This is a genomic window from Candidatus Magnetaquiglobus chichijimensis, assembly GCF_045865675.1.
In the GTDB taxonomy this organism is placed as follows: domain Bacteria; phylum Pseudomonadota; class Magnetococcia; order Magnetococcales; family Magnetaquicoccaceae; genus Magnetaquiglobus; species Magnetaquiglobus chichijimensis.
The window spans coordinates 33,936-56,162 of record NZ_BAAFGK010000001.1 but is presented as its reverse complement, the minus strand read 5'-3'; the positions used below and the strand labels follow the sequence as shown (position 1 = coordinate 56,162).

Here is a 22,227-nt window from a genome sequence, read left to right as displayed (position 1 = left end):
ACCGCCCTTCAGGAGCGCCATGGTAGGCACGAAGATCCCCAAAAGCCTGCCATAACGGGCGTCCTGAACCGTCATACTTCTCGTTTATATCGGTGCGCTCGCCATCAAACCGCAACCATCATGGGATGCATCGTTTTCCGCACGGCTGCCGTGCAAGATATGATCTTTGTTTTCAAAAATCGGAAACGACGCTCATGAAGGCTGCGCGCGACGCCTTTTTCGCAAAAGAGGCGAAAAAGGCTTCTTTTAAAGAGCGCGCTACAGTCAAAAGCAAAACCCTGGGAGAGGAATCTCCCAGACGCTCTCTTTTTTTTCGATGGTAACTTGACATGATGGGGGGGGGAGAACCCCCACCCCCCGTACCACGGACCGCCCTTCGGGAGTTCCATGGTAAAAACCACCTGTTCCAAACCAGGCGCGGTTTAATGCGCGATTCTCACCTCCTGAAAATCGCTCGAGCGCGCGGCACGCACTCACCCCCCCTTGATGGCCAGAACCGGGCAGGAGACCTTGCCGATCAACCGTTCCACCACGCTGCCGAGAAAGACCCGTTCGATGCCGGTACGGCCATGGCTGCCGCTGACCACCAGATCGGCGCCGACGCGAAGGGCCTCGGCGGCGAGGGCATCCGCCGGGGGATGGCTTTCGAGCACTTCACCGCTAACCACCACCTCCTGACTTCTGGCATGCTCGAGCATCCGATCCACCGCCTCGGTGGCCAAGGCCATCCGTTTCTGGTTTCCCTTGCTCTCCACCACCGACACCACGCGCAGCGGGATGGCGCTCTGCCTGGCCAGAATGGTCGCCACCACGCCGGCCCGTTCGCTGTAACGTGAGCCATCGGTTGCCAGCAGAATGGTCTTGCGCCACAAGGTGGCGCCACGCGGCACCACCAGCACCTTGCAGGGGGCCTCGGCCACCACGCGGGCAGTGGCGTCACCGACCATCCAGCGGGCCAGTCCACGCCGGCCACGCCGGCCCATGACCACCAGATCCGCGTCGCAGGCGTTGGCCGCGTCGATGATCTCGCGGTGGGGATGGACCCCGCGACGGATTTCGACGTTGCAGGCCACTCCTTGACTCTCGACCCATTTTTTCATCTCGCCCGTGGAGCGGGCGGCGTTGAGTTCCTGGGTCCGGAGCTGTTCCAGGGCGATGGATTCGAACTCGGGATTGGAAAAGAGCATGTGCATCGCGGTGATGCGACCGGAGAAAAGCTGGGCGAGTTCCACGGCCAACGCCACCGCGCTGCGGGAGTACTCCGAGCACTCCGTGGCGACCAGGATGTGGGAGAAGCGACCGGTGGGCAGCAGGGGGCGCATTTCGCTCATGAGGATCGGGCCTCGCTTGGAAGGTGTTGGGGATGCGCGCCGCTTCCGGGGGTGCCGGAAGCGGGCTCCGCATCCGGATGGATCAGTGGGCCCCGCCGCCGAGGATGCCCGAAGCGGCCAGCACCAGCACCAGGATTTCGGCGATCATGATGGCCGAGTAGACCTTCTCCCCTTTTTTCAGGAACAGGGGCAAAACCTTGGCGTAGCAAACCACGGTGATGCCAGCCAGGATCGCGATGCCGATGTAGTTGAGGTAGTCCCCCCGATGAACCAGGGCAACCCAATCCCAACCGGTGGGACCGTTGACCGCCTTGAGATACTGATCGGCGGGCAGCACCCAGTATTGGGCGAGTTGTTCCATGGAGACGTGGGAAGGAAGCACCCCGAAGACGTAGAGTCCAAAGAAGATCACCATCAGGACGAAGCCGATCTTCCAGCCGAGATCCAGGATGGAAGCATAGGCCACCTGCTCCTCGGAAGCGTATTTCGGGTCAGGGGTGTAGTCGGCCATGGCGTGGGTATCCTCATCAATCCGGATTGTGGATGGGTTCGATCAAAAGCCCAGGCCCTTCATCAAGGCGCGGGAGCCGGCCAGAAGCAGCATGCCGATCACCACCTTGCGCACCATCGAGGCGTTGGCCTTGCGCAACAGCCGGACGCCGACCAGGGATCCGAGCATGATCCCCAGGATGGAAGGGACGGCGATGAGGGCCAGAACAGCGCCCTTGTTGAGATAAACCCAGGCCGCCGAGGTATCGACGATGGAGAGCATGAACTTGCTGGTGGCCACCGACACCTTGAGGGGGGCGCCCATCAGGAGGTTGAGCACCGGGACATTGGCCCATCCCGCGCCCAGTCCGAACATGCCGGCCATGATGCCGATGATGATGAACATGAAGAGTCCGATCGGGGTGCGATGGACCTTCCAGTCGATCTCCTGATTTTTGGCCGCGTCGAAGTAGAGGCCGTGAATTTCCAAGGCGCTGGAGAGGGAATCGGCCTTGGGGACATCGGGTTGTTCGGACTTCTTGGCGGTCCACATCAAGGCCACGATGCCGAGGATGGTGGCGCCGAGAGAGGTCTGGACGACGTTGGTGGGCAGGGCGAGTCCCATCATGGCGCCGACGATGGCGGAGGCCGAGGCGATCAGGGCGAGTGGCATGGCCAGGCGCAGGTTGGCCATGCCGCTTTTGAGCAGGCCGGGGCCGGCGGCCAGGGCTCCGGCCAGGGCGACCAGCAGACCGGCGCCGCGCACGAAATCGAGATGGAAAGGGAAGAAAAAGCCGCCGACGATCGGCACGAACAGCACGCCGCCGCCCACCCCGCCGAGCACGGCGACGATGCCGAGCAGAAAGGAGGTGACAAACAGGGCCGCCGCCCACACCCACCAGGGGGTGGTGGCCGCGCTGGTGGCGGCACTCTCCGCGGCAAAGCCATCCGTGGCCATGAAAATCAGCAGACCGGCGAGGCCCAGCATCCATGCTCCTTGATTCCAGCGCAATTTTTGTGAATTCATGGGCGTTTCGATGGTTTCTAGAGAGGTGGGATCGGATGCATCAGTTTGCACTGATACTCTAATATGTTAGAGTCTATTGTTGAAATTTGCAATGGTCATTTCTTTCGAATCTCGGTTAATAAAAAATAATATTTCAATATCATACACTTAAAATTGAGCTATTATTGAATTGTAAAAAATTCGCAACCGTTCACCCCCCCATGATCGCAGAAGTCCGGGAACCGGCTCGGCCCAGGCGGCGCGCCTTCCGAAGGTTTTGCTTTTGCCTTTGGTGCGCTCGACAAAAGAGCGTTTTTTGCGAAAATAACGCTGCACACGGCCATGTTTGCGTGAACGTTTTGCGTCGTTGGCAAAACGTTCACGCAAACATGGCCCGGAAAACGGACATGATGGGAAGAGCCCCCTCACCCTCGACCGCGGACCTCCCTTTCGGGCGTTCCACGGTAAAAAATGTTGGGCTTGGCGCGAAAATCGTGTTATGGTAATCCATTGAGGTTCCGGACTCGAATTCGCAAAAAACGCTTTTTTTGAAGAGCCTGCTAAAACAGAAGTCAGAAGCCAAACCTCGGAGACTCCGTTTCCGAACTCAAGCCGGGTACCTCGCGGTCCCCGGACCCCTGCAATCGTGGGGGGTTCTGAATCGTTACAAAACCTTATCGCCACTTGAAAAGACGGGTATCTTGCCGCCATGAACCGTGCCACCCATAAGGGTCTTTCCTTTTCGTATCTTCTTCTGGTGTCGCTTCTCGTGCTGTGCCTTCCCGGCATGGCGCGGGCCGGGCTGCAAATCGACATCTCCAAGGGTGGTCTGCAACCCATGCCGATCGCGATTCCGAAATTCCTCGACACCAATCCGGATGGTTCGGTGAATCCCTCGGCGGCCATGGGCAATCGCATCGCGGATGTGATCGCCTCGGACCTGGAACGCTCCGGACTGTTCCAGATCCTGGATCGCAAAGGATTCCTGCAGGATTCCGCCTCGTTGTGGAAAGAGGGACCGAATTTCTCCGACTGGCGCAAGAACGGCGCGGAGGCGGTGGTGTCCGGCGCGGTGATCGACTCCGGCGGCCAGGTGAACGCGGATTTCTTTCTGCACGATGTCTATCGCGGCGCCCCGGTGGGCAAAGGTCAACGCTTTTCCGCCCCGAAGCCGGAGTGGCACCTGGTGGCCCATCGCATCGCCGATGAGATCTACTCCCGCTTGACCGGGGAATCGGGCTATTTCAGCTCGCGGATCGTCTTCGTGGCCGAACGGGGTGACAAGAAGTGGCTGTCGATCATGGACCAGGACGGTCTCAACCGCACCGATCTGACCGAAGGGCGCTCCCTGGTGCTCACCCCGCGCTTCTCCCCGAGTGGCGAGACCATTTTCTTCGTCTCCTACGTCTCCGGCGAGCCGCGCATCTATCGCCGCGAGCTGTACACCGGCAAAACCTATCCGGAAGGGGACTATCCGGGGCTCAACAGCGCTCCCTCCTGGGCGCCGGACGGCTCGAAAATGGCCATGACCCTCAACAAGGACGGCAACGCGGAAATCTACGTCAAGGATCTGGGTTCCGGCACCTTGACCCGCCTGACACAAAATCCGGGCATCGACACCTCCCCCTCCTGGTCGCCGGATGGACGGCGCATCGTCTTCAATTCCGATCGGGGTGGCTCGCCGCAGATCTATACCATGAACGCCGACGGCTCGAATCAAACCCGCATCACCTTCGCGGGCAACTACAACGCCGCCCCTTCCTGGTCCCCGCGCGGTGATCTGATCGCCTTCGTCAAGGGGGGTGGCGGTGGTTTCGGCATCTCGGTGGTCAATCCCCAGGGCAATCAGGAACGGACCTTGACCAGCTCCTGGATGGACGAGTCCCCGGCATGGGCGCCCAACGGACGCGTCATCGCCTTCACCCGCGAGATGCAAGGCAAGGGGTCGAAGCTCTATACCATCGATCTGACCGGACAAAACGAACGCATCGTTCCGATGGAGGCCGATATCCGGGCCTCGGACCCCTCCTGGTCGCCGCTGCTGCGCTGATTCCAGGCCCGATCGGGCGCGCCAGGACCGGAACGTCGGCACGACGCCCCGGTCCTGGTGATCTGCGTCAGGATTTGGTCGTGCGCGCTTGGCGCACGCATTCGGAATTCCGATCAGAATTCATTGTTATCAATTATTTATAAAATATGGCGCGAATTCTGCTTAATCCAAATGTTCTGCTTCATCACCTTTTTTTCGTTTACAAACGATCACACCTTGCACGATTATCGCAATTTGAACGATACTCTCCCATGAGAAGTTCCGCCCTGGATTCCACCAGGGACGGCGAATCGGTCGTGTCGCAAGGTATGATCATCAACGCGGTCTGCCGCGCACCCAAACACAGTACTACAAGGATTGACGAATCATGATCACGAAGCGTTCTCATTTTCTGGCCATCTCCCTGCTCTCCCTGGGCCTTCTGGCCGGCTGCGGCACGGTTCCCGGTGCGGACGGTCAAGGCGGCGACGGCGCGGGCGGCAAGGCGGGCGACGATGGTCGCGCCCTGGGCCGTCATGACGGCTCCTCGGCCTACCTCGATGGCCGTGGCGGCCCGAACGATCCCTCCGGTCGCGGCGGTGCGGGCGGCGAGCCCGAACATCGGGTCTATTTCGACCTGAACTCCTCGATCATCGACTCGTCTGCCGCCGATGTCCTGGCCCAGAATGCCCGTTGGCTCGGCAAGCGCAACGTCACCGTCGAGGGTCACTGCGACGAGCGCGGCACCCGCGAGTACAACCTCGCCCTGGGTCAAAAGCGCGCCGATGCCGCCAAGCAGTATCTGATCTCCCAAGGCGTGGATGGCTCCCGCATCAAGACCGTCAGCTACGGCAAGGAGCGTCCCCTGGTGAACGGACACAACGAAGCGGCCTGGAGCAAGAATCGCCGCGCCGATCTGGTCCCCTGATCCAGTTTGATCTCATCGCCTCCCCCTTGGAACCTCCGCGAGGGTGTTCCAAGGGGGGGCGTCGGGATGGGACGATCCGCCGCCGTCCAGCTTCGAAGCGAATCACGTTTTTCAGCGTGGCGCGCCCTGTGGGTGTTCCACGTCCTGGGGGGCGAGAGGTAACACTTCCCCCCATCACGCCATCAACCGACCGGATGTGTGGACGACCATGCGTATCGCGGTGACCGAATCTCGTCGCGCCCTCGCCCGGCGCGCGCGCCTGATGATTCTTTGTGGAACCTTCTCCCTGATCGCCGGCTGTGGCGGTCTTGGCGCGCCGCCCGAGGCGGACGGCGAACCGCCACCCAAGCCGGTGCGCGCCAGCGATGTCGCCGCGCGTCTGGACCAGTCGGAACAGAATCAGCGCAACGCCCTGGCCGATCTGAACAATCGCCTGGCACTTCTGGAGAAGCAGATCGGGCAGCTGCAAGGTTCGGTCGAGGAGGTGCGTCACGACGGCAAGAAGCTCAACGAGCGGGTCGAGCAGGTCTCGCACGCCGAAGCCAAGGCCCAGGCGGCGGCCAGCGTGCAACCCCCGGCGGTTACGGAACCGGCGGCGACCCAGGCCGCGGCTCCGACTCCGGTCGTGGCCCCCCCATCCGCGAGCACGGCGGCGGCACCCGCTCCAGCGACTCCGGCGGCTCCGGCGGCTCCGGCGGCGGCTCCCGCCAAGCCAGCGCCCACGGCTCCGGCGGCGGCTCCGGCCAAGCCCCCATCGGCGGCGGCCACCCAGGCCACCAACTCCTCCAATCCCAAGGAGGCCTACGAAGCCGCTTTCCAGCTGCTCAAGGAAAAGCAGTACGACGCGGCCAAGACCGGCTTCCAGAACTTCTTGAAGAACCATCCGAAAGATGGCACGGCGGATAACGCCCAGTACTGGCTCGGCGAGCTGCATTATGTGCAACGGCAGTTCCCGGAGGCGTTGATGGCCTTCAACCAGGTTCTGTTGCGTTGGCCGAACAGCGCGAAGGTGCCGGACAGTCTGCTCAAGATCGGCTTTTCGTTCTACGAGCTGAACGACCTGGAGAACGCCAACACCAGTCTGCAACGGCTGGTCAAGGACTTCCCCACCTCCCCGTCCGCCTCCCTGGCCAAGCCACGACTGGCGCAAATCAAGCAGAAACTGGGACGTTGACCTTGGTCGAGCGGGCTGTTGTTCTGCTATCCGGCGGGATGGATTCCGCCGTGTGTCTGCATGCGGCCCATGCGTTGGGACGGGAGCTTTATCCGATCTCCTTTCGTTACGGACAGCGTCACCAGCAGGAGCTGGCCGCTGCCGAGGCGATCGTCGCACGGCTGCCGGTAGCCCGTTGGCTGGTGCTCGATCTGCCTTTGGACCGCATTGGCGGTTCCGCTCTGACCGATCCGGCGCTCACGCCTGCCAAAGGTGGTTCCGGCGAGGGGATTCCCGCCACCTATGTGCCTGCCCGCAATACCATTTTCCTTTCTCTGGCGTTGGGTTGGGCCGAGACGTTGCAGGCCCATGAGATTTTTATTGGCGTCAACGCCATTGATTATTCCGGTTATCCCGATTGTCGTCCGATCTTTGTCGAGGCCTTCGAGCGTCTGGCCAATCTGGCCACCCGCGAGGGGGTGACCCGGCAGTCGTTTGTCATTCGTGCGCCGTTGTTGCATCTGTCCAAGGCGGAGATCGTGCGCAAGGGTTTGGAGTTGGGGGTGGATTTCGCGTTGACCCGTTCCTGTTACGATCCGACCGTGGAGGGGTTGGCGTGTGGGCGGTGTGATGCCTGTCGGTTGCGGTTGGCGGGTTTCGAGGCTGCCGGGACGCATGATCCGATTGGCTATGTCAAAAGTTAGGGCGTAGGCGTGGCGGGATTGTTCGTATTGAAATGAGCTGGGATCGTGTTCCCATTGTTGCGGGGGACGGGGGGCCGAAGGTCCCCGGCGGGGGCGGGGCAGCGCCCCGCGACTTTTCCTTTGATTCTTGTGACTGTATGACTTGCGACTCCGGTATCTTGACTTTCGACTTTGGCCCTGTTCTTTATCGATTCTGGACTTTTTTTTCGACTCTGAACCTGATTTCTTGTGATTCTGGCCTTTTTTTTCGATTCTGAACCTGATTTCTTGTGATTCTGGCCTTTTTTTTCGATTCTGAACCTGATTTCTTGTGATTCTGGACTTTTTTTCGATTCTGAACCTGATTTCTTGTGATTTTGGACTTTTTTTCGATTCTGAACCCGATTTCTTGTGATTCTGGACTTTTTTTCGATTCTGAACCCGATTTCTTGTGATTCTGGACTTATGTTTCAATTCCTTTGACTTGAGCGCGCTCTACAAAAAAAGCGTTTTTTCGCGTCTTTTGCGAAAAAACGCTTGCGCGCCGCCTTGGAAGATGCGTTATTTTGCGATTTTGGCAAAACGACGCACCTTCGCCTTGCATGAGAACGGGCTGCCGGAGGCGGCTTTGGCTGACGCGAGCGGTTCGTCCTTCCGTATGCCTGGCAGGCAACGAGGGGGACACGAAAGACCGCGCGCTTACGCCCATTTTCGTAAACCTGCATGATGGGAGGAGATACCCCTCACCCCCCGTGGCGTCTTGAACTCCTGGTTCTTTCGCCCCATGAACCCACCATGAACCGCCCGATTCGCGATCCGCTTTCGACCCGTTTGCATGACACGCTCCGACCGTTGCTTGCCGCGACGGCACGGGTGGTGATCGCGGTATCGGGAGGCGCCGACTCCCTGGCCCTGCTGCATCTGCTGCTTGCCGGCACGGCCCTCGACAGGACGCGGTTGCTGGTGGTTCACTTCGACCACGCCTTGCGTGACGATTCCCACCTGGATGCCCACTTCGTGGGCGAACAGGCGGAAAAGCTGGGGCTGGCCTGTCGGATCGGGAGGTGGGAATCCCCGCCATCGGGTGGCAATCTCCAGGAACGGGCCCGGAATGCCCGACTGGGATTTCTCCTGGAGTGTGCCCGATCCTTCGGAGCCGAAGCGATTCTGACCGGTCACCATCGGGATGACCAGGCCGAGACCTTCCTGGAACGACTGTTGCGAGGCGGCGGCGTGACGGGTCTGGCGGGGATGCGAGCCGAACGACCGCTCGGAAACGGCATACGCCTGCTGCGCCCGTTGCTGGGGATGGGACGCGCGGAACTGCGCGACTGGCTGACGCAACACGGAGTGGCGTGGCGCGAGGATCCCTCGAACACGAAAGAGCGGTACCGCCGCAACTGGCTGCGCCAGCGGCTGATGCCGCTTCTGAACGAGGCGCTGCCGAATCACGATCTCGCCCTTCGTCTGGCCGAGAGCGCGGAACGACTGGCCCAGGCCGACACGGCGCTCGAATGGGCGCTGGCGGATTACTGGCCCCGACTCGATGCCCGGTGGAACCAGGCGGCAGGGGTCATCTCCTTGGATTGCCGTGCGTTTACCACGCTTCCCGAGGCCATGGCCCACCGTGTGCTCACCCGCTGCCATGCCGCGTTGACCGGATGCGCACACCCGCCCGGCGCCCGCGCCATGGCGCAATTGACCCGGATGACCCATGGCAAGGGTCGCAGATGGCACATGCATGTGAATGGCCTGCGCATCGGAAGGTCGGAGTCCCGGATCTACTGGCAACGTTTCGTGGAGGCCCCGCGAAAAAGTTCCCAAGGCGCGGGAGAAAAAGAGATGTGGGAGATGGTTGAATTTTCGGTGTGGGATCCTTATCATGAGCGTGGACGGTTCACCCATCCGGATGCCCTGCTCCCGATCTGAATCTTTCCAATCCTTGTTGACTTGCAAGATGGGGGAACCCCCCCTCACCCCGCCGTGGATCTCTCTTGCGGGCGTTCCACGGTAACATCATCCGATCCAGGAGAAGTCTGCTTGAACGGATTTTATAAGAATTTGTCGTTGTGGTTGGTGATCGGCCTGCTTTTGATCATGCTGTTCAACCTGTTCAATCAGCCGACCCCGCGGGATCAGAGCATCCCGTTTTCCGATTTTCTCTTTCAGCTCGACCAGGGCAAGATCACCGACGTGGTGGTGCAGGATCGCCGCATCTCCGGGGTTTTCTCGGATGGCGTGGCCTTCACGACCTACACCCCGAACGATCCGGACCTGATGCGCATGCTGCGCGACAAGAAGGTGAACATCACCGCGCGTCCGCCCGAGGAGACGCCACTGCTGGTGACGATCCTGATCTCCTGGTTCCCGATGCTGTTGCTGATCGGGGTCTGGGTGTTCTTCATGCGCCAGATGCAGGGCGGAGGCGGACGCGGCGCCATGTCGTTCGGACGCTCCAAGGCGAAGATGCTCTCCGAGACCCTGGGCAAGGTGACCTTCGCGGACGTGGCCGGCATCGACGAGGCCAAGGAGGAGTTGCAGGAGATCATCGAATTTCTGCGCAATCCGCAGAAGTTCCAGCGCCTGGGCGGCAAGATCCCCAAGGGTGTGCTGTTGATCGGTCCGCCGGGCACGGGCAAGACGCTCTTGGCGCGGGCGATCGCCGGCGAGGCGAACGTGCCGTTCTTCAACCTGTCGGGATCGGACTTCGTGGAGATGTTCGTGGGCGTGGGCGCGGCGCGGGTGCGCGACATGTTCGAGCAGGGCAAAAAGAATGCCCCATGCATCATCTTCATCGATGAGATCGATGCCGTGGGTCGGCATCGCGGCGCCGGACTCGGCGGCGGCCACGACGAGCGCGAACAGACCTTGAACCAGCTTTTGGTGGAGATGGATGGTTTCGAATCCGCCGAGGGTGTGATTCTGGTGGCGGCCACCAACCGACCCGACGTGCTCGATCCGGCGCTGCTGCGTCCCGGACGCTTCGACCGTCAGGTGACCGTGCCCAATCCGGATATTCGCGGTCGCACGCAGATTCTGAGCGTGCACATGGCCAAGGTGCCGATAGACGAGTCGGTGGATGTCGAGGTTCTGGCGCGCGGCACGCCCGGTTTTTCCGGCGCGGATCTGGCCAACCTGGTCAACGAGGCGGCGTTGGGCGCGGCCCAGGCCGACAAGAAACTCGTGGACATGGAGGATTTCGAGACGGCCAAGGACAAGGTGATGATGGGCAAGCCGCGCAAGTCGGCCATCATCCCGGAGCACGAACGACGCACCACCGCCTATCACGAAGCCGGACACGCCATCGTCGCGGCCTCGATACCGGGCACGGATCCGGTTCACAAGGTGACGATCATCCCGCGCGGTCGGGCGCTGGGACTCACCATGCAGCTTCCCACCGAGGACCGGCACACCTACTCGCGGCAGCAGCTGGAAAACAACATTTCGGTGTTGATGGGTGGACGTCTGGCCGAGGAACTGGTGCTCAACCAATTGACCACCGGCGCGGGCAACGACATCAAGCGCGCCACGGACATGGCGCGCAGCATGGTCTGCGAGTGGGGCATGAGCGACAAGCTCGGTCCGATGACCTACGGCTCCAAGGAGGAGGAGATCTTCCTGGGTCGCGAGATCACCCAGCACAAGTTGATCTCCGAGGCCACGGCGCTGACCATCGACACGGAGGTGCGCGGTCTGATCGATCGCAACTATCAACGCGCCAAGCAGATTCTCATCGAGAAGATGGGGATTCTGCACATCATGTCCCAGGCTCTGCTGGAGCGAGAGACCCTGGATGCGGACGAAGTGGCCAATCTGATGGCCGGCATGTCCGCCGAAGAGGCGTTGAAGCCCCTGCCGCCGCCGCCGAAAAAGAAGCGCAAGAACAAGGGCAAGTCCGCTGCCATGGCCGATGCCGAGGGTCCGGAGGGTGGTTCCGCCCCGCGCGGCAAGGTACATCTGGCCAAGGAGCCGGAAGTGGACGAGGTGGACGACGACGAGGAGGAGGACGAGGAGGAGGAAGCAAAACCGGTTCGTCCGGCGCGCGCCGTGCGACCGAATCTGGCCAAGTCCGAACGGGAGGACGACAGCTCCCCTGCCCTGGCTGAGATGGATCGGGTTTCGCTGACCAAACCGAATGGTGCGACCGTGGCCGAGGCAGGCGAGGCGGATGCGCGCCCGGTGGTTGACGCGGGTGCGGCGGGTGCGTCTGGTGAGGCGGTGGCGGGTGCGTCTGGTGAGGCGGCTGCGGGTGTGGTTTCCGCGGAGACGGCGGTTACCTCTGAAAGCGCGGCGCGGCCAACCCTGGATGGTTCGCCCGTGACGGTCGAGGTTCCGCTCCCGGTTGCCGGGCGTGGGAACGAGCCGTCCGACCCGGATCCGCCCGCTTCCAACCGTGGCTGAGGCGCGTGTGACGGAGGGGATGAGGCCGTTGGCAGCGCCGATGCGGGTGTTGCTGGAGCCGATGTTGGGTGACGGATCCTGGTTCGCGGGGCGACATGGGGATCCGGTTCCCTTGGTGGAGCTGCTCGATGATCCGATCACGGTCTGGTTGGTGACGCTGGCCGGATGGCGCGAGGGGTGGGATCGGCTGTTGCCCGAGGGGATGCGTATTCGGGAAGCCGGCCTTTGGCGTCTGGCCGAGGGGCGTTTGAATGGCGCCGGATTGCGGGGTCTGACGGAGGTCTTGCGCGCGGTGGGGCTGGAGGCGGAAGCCACGGCCATCGAGATCGCCCTGGCGCGGCATCGGCAGGCGGATCCGGTGTGGCATTGGGGTGGATCGCCGGGTTGGCGTGTGGATCTGACCGGGCCGCGTGTCATGGGGATCGTCAACGTCACGCCTGATTCGTTTTCCGGGGACGGGTTGGCCGGTCGTGTCGAGGCGGCCATCGCGCATGGGGTGGCCATGGCCGAGGCCGGAGCGGACCTGTTGGATGTGGGTGGGGAATCGACCCGACCCGGATCGTTGCCGGTGTCGCTGGATGCGGAGCTGGAGCGGGTGGTGCCGGTGGTGGCTGGTTTGGCGCGCGTGGTTTCCATTCCCGTGGCCGTGGACAGCTCCAAGCCCGAGGTGATGCGGGCAGCGTTGCAGGCGGGCGCGGCGATGATCAACGATGTCACCGCGTTGCGTGGACCGGGTTTGGATGATGAGGAGGATGCCGGTTGGTTGGCGGGTGCGGATGTGCCGGTGTTGTTGATGCACATGGCGGATCGTCCGGAGGTGATGCAGAGCGCCCCGCGTTACGATGACGTGGTGGTGGAGGTTTTTGATTTTCTCGCGCGGCGTCAGGTTTTGGCGGAGAGGTGCGGGATCCGGCTGTTGGCGTGTGATCCAGGCATTGGATTTGGCAAGAGTCGGGAACACAATCTGGCCTTGTTGCGGCGGCGGCGGGTATTTCGTGGGTTGGGTGTGCCGTTGATGTTGGGTTTTTCCCGCAAGCGGGTATTGGGGGAGTTGAGTGGGATCGAGGGACCGATGGCGCGGGATGGGGTTGGGCATCTGTTGAGTTTGTTGGCGGACGCGGCGATTTTGCGGGTGCATGATGTGGCGGGGGCGAAGATGGCCATGCGGGTCGCGGCGGGGATGAGGCGCTGACGACTGGCTCCAACCGTTGCGGGGGACGGGGATGAGGCGCTGACGACTGGCTCCAACCGTTGCGGGGGACGGGGATGAGGCGCTGACGACTGGCTCCAACCGTTGCGGGGGACGGGGGGCCGAAGGCCCCCGGCGGAGGTTTGGAGGCAGAGCCTCCGAGGTTTTGCCTTTTAATTTTTTTCTTTTTTACTTTTCTTTATACAAACAATTCTTATTATCATGATTCTTGCTTCTTCCTCGTCATTTTGATTCTGCTGTCTGATTGTTGCTGTTTTCTTTTCGCGTGCATTTTACAAAAGCGTTTTTTCGCGAAAAACCGCTTATCTGTGTCACGCGCGCGAAAGACACAAAGACCAACAAAGACAAAGGATAAAGGCAAAATCCTGGGGGAGGAATCCCCCAGACCTCCTCTTTTTTTTCAACAGTTTGGATCGACGGATCTTACCAGGATCGGCATTCATGAACTCCTCTCCCCCCCGCCTCTTCGGCACCGACGGCGTGCGCGGTCTGGCCAACGTCCACCCCATGACCGCCGAAACCGCCCTGCGACTCGGCCAGGCCGCGGGCCAGGTGCTGCGCCGCCCGGATCACCGTGGCGGCGTTGTGGTGATCGGCAAGGATACCCGCCTGTCCGGCTACCTGTTCGAATCCGCCCTGCGCGCGGGCTTCAACTCGGTGGGCATGCACTGCGTCCAGGTGGGCACCATCCCCACCCCTGCGGTCGCGTACCTCACCCGCGCGTTTCGCGCCGAAATCGGCGTCGTGATCTCGGCCTCCCATAACCCGTATCACGACAACGGGATCAAATTCTTCGGCCCGAACGGCATGAAACTCCCGGATGAGGTGGAACGGGCCATCGAGGAACAGTTTTTCCAAGACCCGGTGATCCGCGACCTGCCCCACCCGTCCCACATCGGACGCGCCCAACGGATCGAAGATGCACGGGGACGCTACATTGAATTTTGCAAGAATACCTTTCCCCGCGACCTGCGACTCACGGGATTGAAGGTGGTGGTGGACTGCGCCAACGGCGCCGCCTATCGGGTGGCGCCGGAAGTGCTGTGGGAGCTGGGCGCCGAGGATGTGATCCCGCTGGGCGTGAAACCGGATGGCCTGAACATCAATCAAAACTGCGGCTCCCTCTACCCGGAACTGATGCGCGACAAGGTGCGCGAAACCGGGGCGGATATCGGCCTGGCCCTGGATGGCGATGCCGACCGGCTGCTGGTGTGCGACGATCGGGGACGCCTGCTCGACGGCGACCAGATGATGGCCTTGAGCGCCATCATGATGAAAGAGAACAATACCCTGAAAGGGGACGCGGTGGTTGGCACGGTGATGTCGAACCTGGGATTGGAACGGTTTCTCCACTCTCTGGATCTCAAACTGCTGCGCGCCAACGTCGGGGATCGCTACGTGCTGGAAACCATGCTCGCCGAAGGGTGCAACCTGGGTGGCGAGCAGTCGGGACACATGATCTTTCTGGATTACAACACCACGGGCGATGGCATCGTGAGCGCCTTGAAGATCCTGGAACGGATGGTGACCCAACAACGCCCGCTCTCGGAGCTGGCCGCACAGTTGCATACCGTGCCGCAGATTCTCAAGAACGTCACCATCCCCCGCGGCTCCAATCCCTTGGCCGATCCCACGGTCCAAACGGCCATCGAGGCCGCCCACGCCACCCTGCAAGGCCAGGGACGCCTGCTGGTACGCCCCTCGGGCACGGAACCGAAAATCCGTGTCATGGCCGAGGGGGATTCCCACGAGATCATCGCGGCCTGCGTCGATGATCTTTGCCAACGCATACAAAAGGCTGCGCAAGCCTCAGGAGAGTGATTCCCATGCCGCGTTATACCCTTCCCGATGGATCGTTCCAGGAGAGCGCCACGCCCGCGAGCGTGGCCACGATCGCGGCGACGATCGGCGCCGGTCTGGCCCGCGCGGCCATCGCCGGTCGCGTGGATGGCCGTCTGGTCGATCTGGATACCGTGGTCGATCAGGATGCCACCATCGCCATCATCACCCCTTCGACCCCCGATGGACTCGAAATCCTGCGCCACTCCACCAGCCATCTGATGGCCCAGGCGGTCAAAGAGCTGTTTCCTGGCGCCCAGGTGACCATCGGTCCGGCGGTGGCGGACGGATTTTATTACGATTTCGACTACGAACGCCCCTTCACGCCGGAAGATCTGACCGCGATCGAAGCTCGCATGGAGGAGATCGTCAAACGGGATCTGCCGGTCAAACGACAACTCATGGGTCGCCAGGAGGCGATCGACTGGTTTTTGGATCAGGGGGAGCGGTACAAGGCGGAGATCATCGCCGAGATTCCCGAGGATCAGGCCATCTCGCTCTATCGCCAGGGGGCGTTCATGGACCTGTGCCGAGGTCCGCATGTCCCCTCCACCGGACGGCTCAAGGTGTTCAAGCTGACCCGTCTGGCCGGGGCCTACTGGCGCGGCGATTCGAAAAACAAGATGCTGCAACGGATCTACGGCACCGCCTTCGCGGACAAGAAAGCCCTGGAAGCCCACCTCACCCTGCTCGAGGAGGCGGCCAAACGGGATCATCGCCGCATCGGCAAGGAGCTGGATCTGTTCTCGATCCAGGATGACGCCGGCGGTGGCCTGGTGCTGTGGCATCCGATGGGCGCGCGGGTTCGGCAGATCATCGAGGATCAATGGAAAGAGGCCCATCGCGCGGCAGGCTACGAGTTTCTGTTCACCCCGCACATGGCCAACCTGGATCTTTGGCGCACCTCGGGTCATCTGGACTTCTACCACGACTCGATGTTCAATCCGATGACGGTGGATGAACAGAAATACCAGATCCGCCCCATGAACTGCCCGTTCCATATTCTGGTGTACCGCTCCCAGATCCGCTCCCATCGGGATCTGCCGATGCGCTGGGCAGAGTTGGGAACGGTGTATCGTTATGAGATGTCTGGGGTTTTGCATGGTCTGTTCCGGGTGCGCGGCTTCACCCAGGACGACGCGCACATCTTCTGCCGCGAATCGCAGATCGAAGCGGAGATCAGCGCGATTCTGGACCTGACCTTGCAGACCCTGCGGACGTTCGGATTCGAGAAGTTCGAAATCAACCTCTCCACGCGCCCGGAAAAAGCGGTGGGTTCGGACGCGATCTGGGAGAAGGCCACCGCCGCGTTGCGCGGGGCGATCCTGCATCACGGACTGGATTATTGCGAGGATGTGGGAGGCGGCGCCTTCTACGGACCGAAGATCGATGTCAAGATCACCGACGCCATCGGAAGAAAATGGCAATGTTCGACGATTCAACTGGACTTCAACCTTCCAGAACGGTTCGATATCGGCTATATTGGCGAGGATGGAGCCAGACATCGACCCATCATGATCCATCGCGCCTTGATGGGATCGTTGGAACGGTTTTTCGGCATTCTCATCGAACACCACGCCGGCCATTTTCCCGTGTGGCTCGCGCCGGTGCAAGCCGTGGTGCTGACGATCACCGAAGCCTACAACGATTGGGCCGTGGAAGTGGAACAAAAATTGCGCGCCGCGGGTCTGCGCGTGCAAACAGATTTGCGCAATCAGAAAATTGGCTATAAAATCCGCGAGCACGCCATGCAGAAAATCCCATGGCTGCTGATCGTCGGCGAACGCGAACGCGCCGAGGGGGCGGTGAGTCCCCGTGACCGACATGGCAAGGAGCTGGGTCTGATTCCGCTCGACGAGATGATTCAACGCCTGCTGGTCGAAAGCAGACAGCGGGCATGACGTGCGTGATGGAAAAAAACCATCCGTGGTAGACGCTTGGGGGCGTGCCCACGCAAGCCATTCGTGAAACATTCACCACAAGGGAGAGTCGATCATCATCAAGCCTTCCATACCCCACAACAGCGGCGGCCCCTCCGGCAACCGGGACAACCGGGAACGCCCCGCTCCCCAGGTTCAGACCGACAACACGCGCATCAATGAACAGATCCGCGTGCCGGAAGTGCGGCTGATCGACGAAAAAGGTGAACAGGTGGGCGTGGTCACCACCTACGAAGCGATGCGACGCGCCACGGAGGCGGGTCAGGATCTCGTCGAGGTGGCCGCGGATGCCCGTCCCCCGGTCTGCAAGATCATGGACTACGCCAAGTTCAAGTACCAGAAATCGGTACGCGAACGGCTGGCCAGGAAAAAGCAGGTGCGCATCGAGATCAAGGAGGTCAAGTTCCGTCCCGGAACCGATACGCACGACTTTGACGTCAAGCTCAGAAGCATGCGAAAATTCCTGGAGGACGGCGACAAGGTGAAATGCACCTTGCGTTTTCGCGGACGTGAAATGGCCCACCAGGATCTCGGACTCGCCCTGTTGAAACGGGTCGAGGAGGCGGTCGCGGATCTGGCCAAGGTGGAGCAGGTGCCCAAGCTGATGGGTCGGCAGATCACCATGGTGGTGGCGCCCTCCAAAACGAAGAAAGTACCCTGATTCGCAGTTGACGTGAACGCGCGATTGCGGATGACATCAACCCCAACCGAAGGATCGGCAATGCCCAAGATCAAAACCCACCGGGGCGCGGCCAAGCGGTTTTCCGCCACCGGCACCGGTAAGCTCAAGCGCAACCATGCGTTCAAGCGCCACATTCTCACCAAGAAGGCGCCCAAGAACAAACGCAACATGTGTGGCACCTGTCTGATGGCTGCGGCGGATGCGCCAGCGGTCCGGCAGATGATGCCTTATTTATAAGATCTTTTTTCAAGGAGTACTCACCCATGCCGCGCGTTAAACGGGGTGTGTGTGCCCACGCACGTCACAAGAAAGTTCTGGATCTGGCCAAGGGGTATCAAGGCCGCAACAACAGCTGCTATCGCATCGCCCTGCAAAAGGTCGAGCATGGCCTGCAATACGCGTATCGCGATCGTCGCGCCCGCAAGCGGGATTTCCGCAAGCTGTGGATCGTGCGCATCAACGCCGCGGCCCGCTTGAGCGGTCTCTCCTACAGCCGGTTGATCTCCGGTCTGACCAAGAGCGGCATCGAGCTGGACCGCAAGGTGTTGGCCGACATGGCCGTGCATGCGCCGGAGGATTTCGCGCGTGTCGCCGAGCAGGCCAAGGTTGCTTTGGCGGCGGCCTGATCGTCTCAAAAGACAAGAGGGATGAGAGGGTTCCAATCCTTGGAACCCTTTTGTCTTTTATGCAGTCGGAAATGATGCGTCCAAGGGTTTGGGGACCGAACCACCCCGGACCCCGGTGATGACGCGATCCACGACCAAGCACCCGCCAGTCGCCCCACCTTTTTTTTCAGTCGGGAACCCACCATGCTCGAAGATGATCTGGCCAAACTCAAAGAGTCCGCCCTCGCCGCCCTCGATGCCGCCGCCACCCCCGCCGAACTGGAGGCGATCCGCGTCCAGACGCTGGGCAAAAAAGGGGATCTGACCCAGATCCTGCGCGGCCTCGGACACATGGACGAAGGCCAGCGCGCCGCGTTCGGCGCCTCGGCCAACGCCTTCAAGGAGAGCTTCGCCAACCGGCTCGCGGAACGCTCGGATGCGCTCAAGCAGGCGGAGTTGAACCAAAAGCTGGAACGGGAGTGGGTGGATATCACCCTGCCGGGCCGCCCGCGCCCACACGGTACGATCCACCCGGTGACCCGGGCCCAGAACGAAATCATCGCCATCTTCACGGCCATGGGCTTCCCGCCGGCGTCGGGTCCGGAGGTGGAGTCGGACTGGCACAACTTCGAGGCGCTGAACATCCCGCCGGACCACCCGGCGCGGGAGATGCACGACACCTTCTACCTGCCGCCCGCCCTGGACGGTCGCAAACGGCTGCTGCGCACCCACACCTCGCCGGTGCAGATCCGCGTCATGGAGGGGAAACAACCCCCGTTGCGCGCCATCGCGCCGGGCAAGGTGTTCCGCTGCGACTCGGATCTCACCCATACGCCGATGTTCCATCAGGTGGAAGGGTTCATGGTGGACGAAGGGGTCCACTTCGGGCAGCTCAAAGGATTGCTGGCGACCTTTCTGGTACGGTTTTTCGAACGGGAGTTGCCGGTGCGGTTTCGTCCGTCGTTCTTCCCGTTCACCGAACCGTCGGCAGAGGTGGACATGGGGTGCCTGTTCTGCGAAGGCCAGGGGTGCCGGGTCTGCAAGCGCACCGGCTGGCTCGAGGTGCTCGGCTGCGGCCTGATCCACCCCAATGTGCTCACCAACGTCGGCATCGACCGGGAACGCTACTCCGGGTTCGCCTTCGGCATGGGCGTGGAACGGCTCGCCATGCTCAAATACGGCATCAACGACATCCGCGCCCTGTTCGACAACGATACCCGCTTTCTGACGCGGCATGCGTGAGACGTTGAAGCGGCCATGAAGGTATGGTCATTCAACATCAAAAATCTCAAGCAGTTTGAAGGCAACATTCAGGACCCCCGCCGTTGCAGGGGACGAGGGACCGCAAGGATTTGGAACCGAGACCATTCTGATGATTTTTCACCATGGCAACCCTTTTGTGAATGGGCGGTGAAACGGTTCGACTGGAAAAAACACCCTGACCTTGTGGAACGGCCCACCGTCTTGCCGATCCCAGGTCTGAACAAACCCTGATAGATGGATTGGATGTTTTATCATGAAAATCACCCTCGATTGGCTGCGCGACCATATTGATTTCGATCTCGACGCGACCACCCTCGGCGCCCGGCTCACCATGGCGGGTCTGGAACTCGATGCCCTGTACCGGTTGGATCAGGGACTGGAGATGGTGCAGGTGGGACGGCTGGAGACCGTGGATCCCCATCCGAACGCCGATCGGCTGACGTTGTGTCAGGTGCGCATCGGCGAGAGCTGTTTGCAGATCGTCTGCGGGGCCAGGAACCACCGTCCCGGCGACAAGGTGGCGGTGGCGCGGGTCGGAGCCAACCTTCCCAACGGCATGGCGATCCAGCTCGGACAGATCCGCGGGGTCACCTCGCAGGGGATGCTCTGCTCGCTCAAGGAGCTGGGACTGGCCACGGAGTCCGAGGGGGTGTTGATCCTGGATCCGGCCACCCCGGATGGTCAGCCGATCGCCCAGGCGCTGGGTCGCGACGATGTGGTGCTGGAACTGGGCATCACCCCGAATCGCGGCGATTGCCTGGGGGTGCGTGGCGTGGCGCGGGAGGTGGCGGCGCTCACCGGCAAGAGCCTCAACCCCCTGGAACTCCCGGAGGTGGGGATCGGGGCCCCGGAGGCGATCGCCGAGGTGCGGCTGGAGGATCCGATCGGCTGTCCCCGTTACGCGGGTCGGGTGATTCGCGGGGTGAAGGTGGGTCCGAGTCCGGCATGGTTGAAGAACCGGCTCGAGGCCGTGGGGTTGCGTGCCATCAACAACGTGGTGGATGTGACCAATTATCTGTTGCTCGACCTGAACCAACCCTTGCACGCCTTTGATCTGGAAAAACTTCACGGACCGGTGGTGGTGCGTCGCGCCGCCGAAGGGGAGATCCTGCGCACCCTGGACGGCGTGGAACGGAACCTGACCCCGGCCATGACGGTGATCGCGGATCAGGAGCGGGTGTTGGCTCTGGCCGGCATCATGGGCGGCGCGGAGAGCGGGGTCACCGAGGCGACCACGGACATCTTTCTGGAGGTGGCCTATTTCGATCCGATCGCCACGGCGCGCACCGGGCGGCGGCTGGAGCTGGTCTCCGAATCGCGGCACCGTTTCGAGCGCGGCACCGATCCGGAAGCGATCCCGCACGTCATGGAGCGGGCCACGCGAATGATCCTCGATCTGGCCGGTGGTCAGGCCGGCCCGGTGACGTTGCTCGACGGCGGCACCTGGCATGCCCCCGCCGAGATCTTCTACCGGCCCGAGCGGGTCAACCGGCTGGGGGGCATCGACCTCGCCGCCGAGACCATGAACGGCATGCTCGACGCCTTGGGGTGTCAGGTGATGCCGATCTCCGGGGATGAGCCCCGTTTCATGGTGATTCCGCCGAGCTGGCGCCATGACCTCAAACGCGAGGAGGATCTGGTCGAGGAGATCGTGCGTCTGTACGGCTATGACCAGGTTCCCACCGCCCTGCCCCGCGTGCCGGCCTCCCCCCCGGTGCCGGATCCGCAACGGGTGCTGACCGAACGGGTGCGGGAGATTCTCGTGGGACTGGGCTATCAGGAGGCGATCGATTACGCCTTTGTCGGCCCGGAGATTCAGGCCCGTTTCGATGGCGCCATCACCCCGGTGCGTTTGCTCAATCCCCTCTCCGAGGAGCAATCGGTGTTGCGCACCTCGCTCATCGCCGGATTGATCGAAAGCGCGCAGCGCAATCTGAATCGCGGCAACATGCGGTTGCGGCTCTTCGAGATGGGACGGGTCTTTCTGCCCCGCGCCGAAGATGGCATCCTCGAGGAGGTCGAGCGGTTGGCTTGCGTGCTGTGCGGTCCGGCGGAGGAGCCCTCCGCGCATGCCGCGGCGCGCGCGGTGGACTTCCATGATCTCAAGGGGGATCTGGAGGTGCTGATGCATGGTCTGACCGGCATGGCCCCGGATCTGGTCGCGGGTGGACCGGCATTTCTGCATCCGTTGCGCAAGGCGGTGATTCAAGGTGCGGATGGGGATGCGATCGGCTGGATGGGACAGCTGCACCCCGCCGAGCAGGGGGCGTTGGATCTGCGTCGTGAGTTGTTCGTGTTGGAGCTGGATCTGGGCGCGCTGCCCGCCAAGGTCAAGAGTGGCTCAAAGGAGATCGTGGCGAGTCGTTTTCCCGGCATCCAGAGTGATTTCACCTTCCTGATGCCCGAGCGGACCCCTGCGGGTGCGGTGGTGGCCGAGGTGATGGCCGTGGATGCGGGATTGATCCGGCAGGCGCGGGTGGTGGCGATCTACACCGGTACCGGCGTGCCGGAGGGGTGGAAGAGTCTGACGTTAAGCACGTTGTTGCAGGCGGACGATCGCACGTTGACCGATGCGGAGAGCAAGGGGGTGGCGGAGCGGATCATTGCGCGGGTGGTGGAGCGATTCGGCGCGGCATTGAGGTAACCACCCCACCATTGCAGGGATCCG

General features: G+C 61.9%; 17 protein-coding genes. 14 read left to right on the top strand and 3 right to left on the bottom strand.

Going from position 1 to position 22,227, the window contains the following annotated elements; translation table 11 throughout:
* Window positions 1-473: 473 nt before the first annotated feature.
* The 3 genes from ACOY6C_RS00230 to ACOY6C_RS00220 all read right to left on the bottom strand — a co-directional run bounded on the left by ACOY6C_RS00230 (window position 474) and on the right by ACOY6C_RS00220 (window position 2,808).
* Entirely contained in the window at window positions 474-1,331 is an 858-nt protein-coding gene (locus ACOY6C_RS00230; protein ID WP_420903463.1) for a universal stress protein, read from the bottom strand.
* A gap of 82 nt (window positions 1,332-1,413) precedes the next feature.
* Window positions 1,414-1,842: a hypothetical protein gene (locus tag ACOY6C_RS00225; RefSeq protein ID WP_420903462.1), complete on the bottom strand. Its 429-nt coding sequence runs from the start codon at window positions 1,840-1,842 to the stop codon at window positions 1,414-1,416.
* 42 nt (window positions 1,843-1,884) lie between these two features.
* Window positions 1,885-2,808 carry a sulfite exporter TauE/SafE family protein gene (locus tag ACOY6C_RS00220; protein WP_420903461.1) on the bottom strand — a complete coding sequence of 308 codons (924 nt, stop codon included), beginning with the start codon at window positions 2,806-2,808 and terminating at the stop codon, window positions 1,885-1,887.
* Between the two features lie 727 nt (window positions 2,809-3,535).
* On the opposite strand from ACOY6C_RS00220, the gene tolB reads away from it, so the two are divergent.
* From tolB to pheT, 14 genes are all read left to right on the top strand, one after another.
* Window positions 3,536-4,876, top strand: a complete 1,341-nt coding sequence (gene tolB, locus ACOY6C_RS00215; protein WP_420903460.1) for a Tol-Pal system beta propeller repeat protein TolB — start codon at window positions 3,536-3,538, stop codon at window positions 4,874-4,876.
* 367 nt (window positions 4,877-5,243) lie between these two features.
* Entirely contained in the window at window positions 5,244-5,783 is a 540-nt protein-coding gene (gene pal / locus ACOY6C_RS00210) for a peptidoglycan-associated lipoprotein Pal (protein WP_420903459.1), read from the top strand.
* A gap of 208 nt (window positions 5,784-5,991) precedes the next feature.
* Window positions 5,992-6,957, top strand: a complete 966-nt coding sequence (gene ybgF, locus ACOY6C_RS00205) for a tol-pal system protein YbgF (RefSeq protein WP_420903458.1) — start codon at window positions 5,992-5,994, stop codon at window positions 6,955-6,957.
* A gap of 2 nt (window positions 6,958-6,959) precedes the next feature.
* Entirely contained in the window at window positions 6,960-7,640 is a 681-nt protein-coding gene (queC, locus tag ACOY6C_RS00200; RefSeq protein ID WP_420903808.1) for a 7-cyano-7-deazaguanine synthase QueC, read from the top strand.
* 774 nt (window positions 7,641-8,414) lie between these two features.
* On the top strand, window positions 8,415-9,548 hold the full coding sequence (tilS, locus tag ACOY6C_RS00195; RefSeq protein ID WP_420903457.1) for a tRNA lysidine(34) synthetase TilS: 1,134 nt from the start codon (window positions 8,415-8,417) through the stop codon (window positions 9,546-9,548).
* Window positions 9,549-9,659: 111 nt separating this feature from the next.
* On the top strand, window positions 9,660-12,020 hold the full coding sequence (gene ftsH, locus ACOY6C_RS00190) for an ATP-dependent zinc metalloprotease FtsH (protein ID WP_420903456.1): 2,361 nt from the start codon (window positions 9,660-9,662) through the stop codon (window positions 12,018-12,020).
* A gap of 28 nt (window positions 12,021-12,048) precedes the next feature.
* Entirely contained in the window at window positions 12,049-13,212 is a 1,164-nt protein-coding gene (gene folP, locus ACOY6C_RS00185; RefSeq protein WP_420903455.1) for a dihydropteroate synthase, read from the top strand.
* Window positions 13,213-13,671: 459 nt separating this feature from the next.
* Window positions 13,672-15,051, top strand: coding sequence for a phosphoglucosamine mutase (gene glmM / locus ACOY6C_RS00180; protein ID WP_420903454.1), 1,380 nt, complete (start codon window positions 13,672-13,674; stop codon window positions 15,049-15,051).
* A 5-nt stretch (window positions 15,052-15,056) separates the two neighbouring features.
* On the top strand, window positions 15,057-16,970 hold the full coding sequence (gene thrS, locus ACOY6C_RS00175) for a threonine--tRNA ligase (protein WP_420903453.1): 1,914 nt from the start codon (window positions 15,057-15,059) through the stop codon (window positions 16,968-16,970).
* A gap of 109 nt (window positions 16,971-17,079) precedes the next feature.
* Window positions 17,080-17,670, top strand: coding sequence for a translation initiation factor IF-3 (infC, locus tag ACOY6C_RS00170; RefSeq protein WP_420903807.1), 591 nt, complete (start codon window positions 17,080-17,082; stop codon window positions 17,668-17,670).
* Between the two features lie 60 nt (window positions 17,671-17,730).
* Window positions 17,731-17,928: a 50S ribosomal protein L35 gene (gene rpmI, locus ACOY6C_RS00165; RefSeq protein WP_420903452.1), complete on the top strand. Its 198-nt coding sequence runs from the start codon at window positions 17,731-17,733 to the stop codon at window positions 17,926-17,928.
* Between the two features lie 26 nt (window positions 17,929-17,954).
* Entirely contained in the window at window positions 17,955-18,317 is a 363-nt protein-coding gene (gene rplT / locus ACOY6C_RS00160) for a 50S ribosomal protein L20 (protein WP_420903451.1), read from the top strand.
* Between the two features lie 183 nt (window positions 18,318-18,500).
* Window positions 18,501-19,538 (top strand): phenylalanine--tRNA ligase subunit alpha, encoded by a 1,038-nt coding sequence (pheS, locus tag ACOY6C_RS00155; RefSeq protein WP_420903450.1) that lies wholly within the window; start codon window positions 18,501-18,503, stop codon window positions 19,536-19,538.
* Between the two features lie 274 nt (window positions 19,539-19,812).
* Window positions 19,813-22,203 (top strand): phenylalanine--tRNA ligase subunit beta, encoded by a 2,391-nt coding sequence (gene pheT, locus ACOY6C_RS00150; RefSeq protein ID WP_420903449.1) that lies wholly within the window; start codon window positions 19,813-19,815, stop codon window positions 22,201-22,203.
* Window positions 22,204-22,227 lie beyond the last annotated feature (24 nt).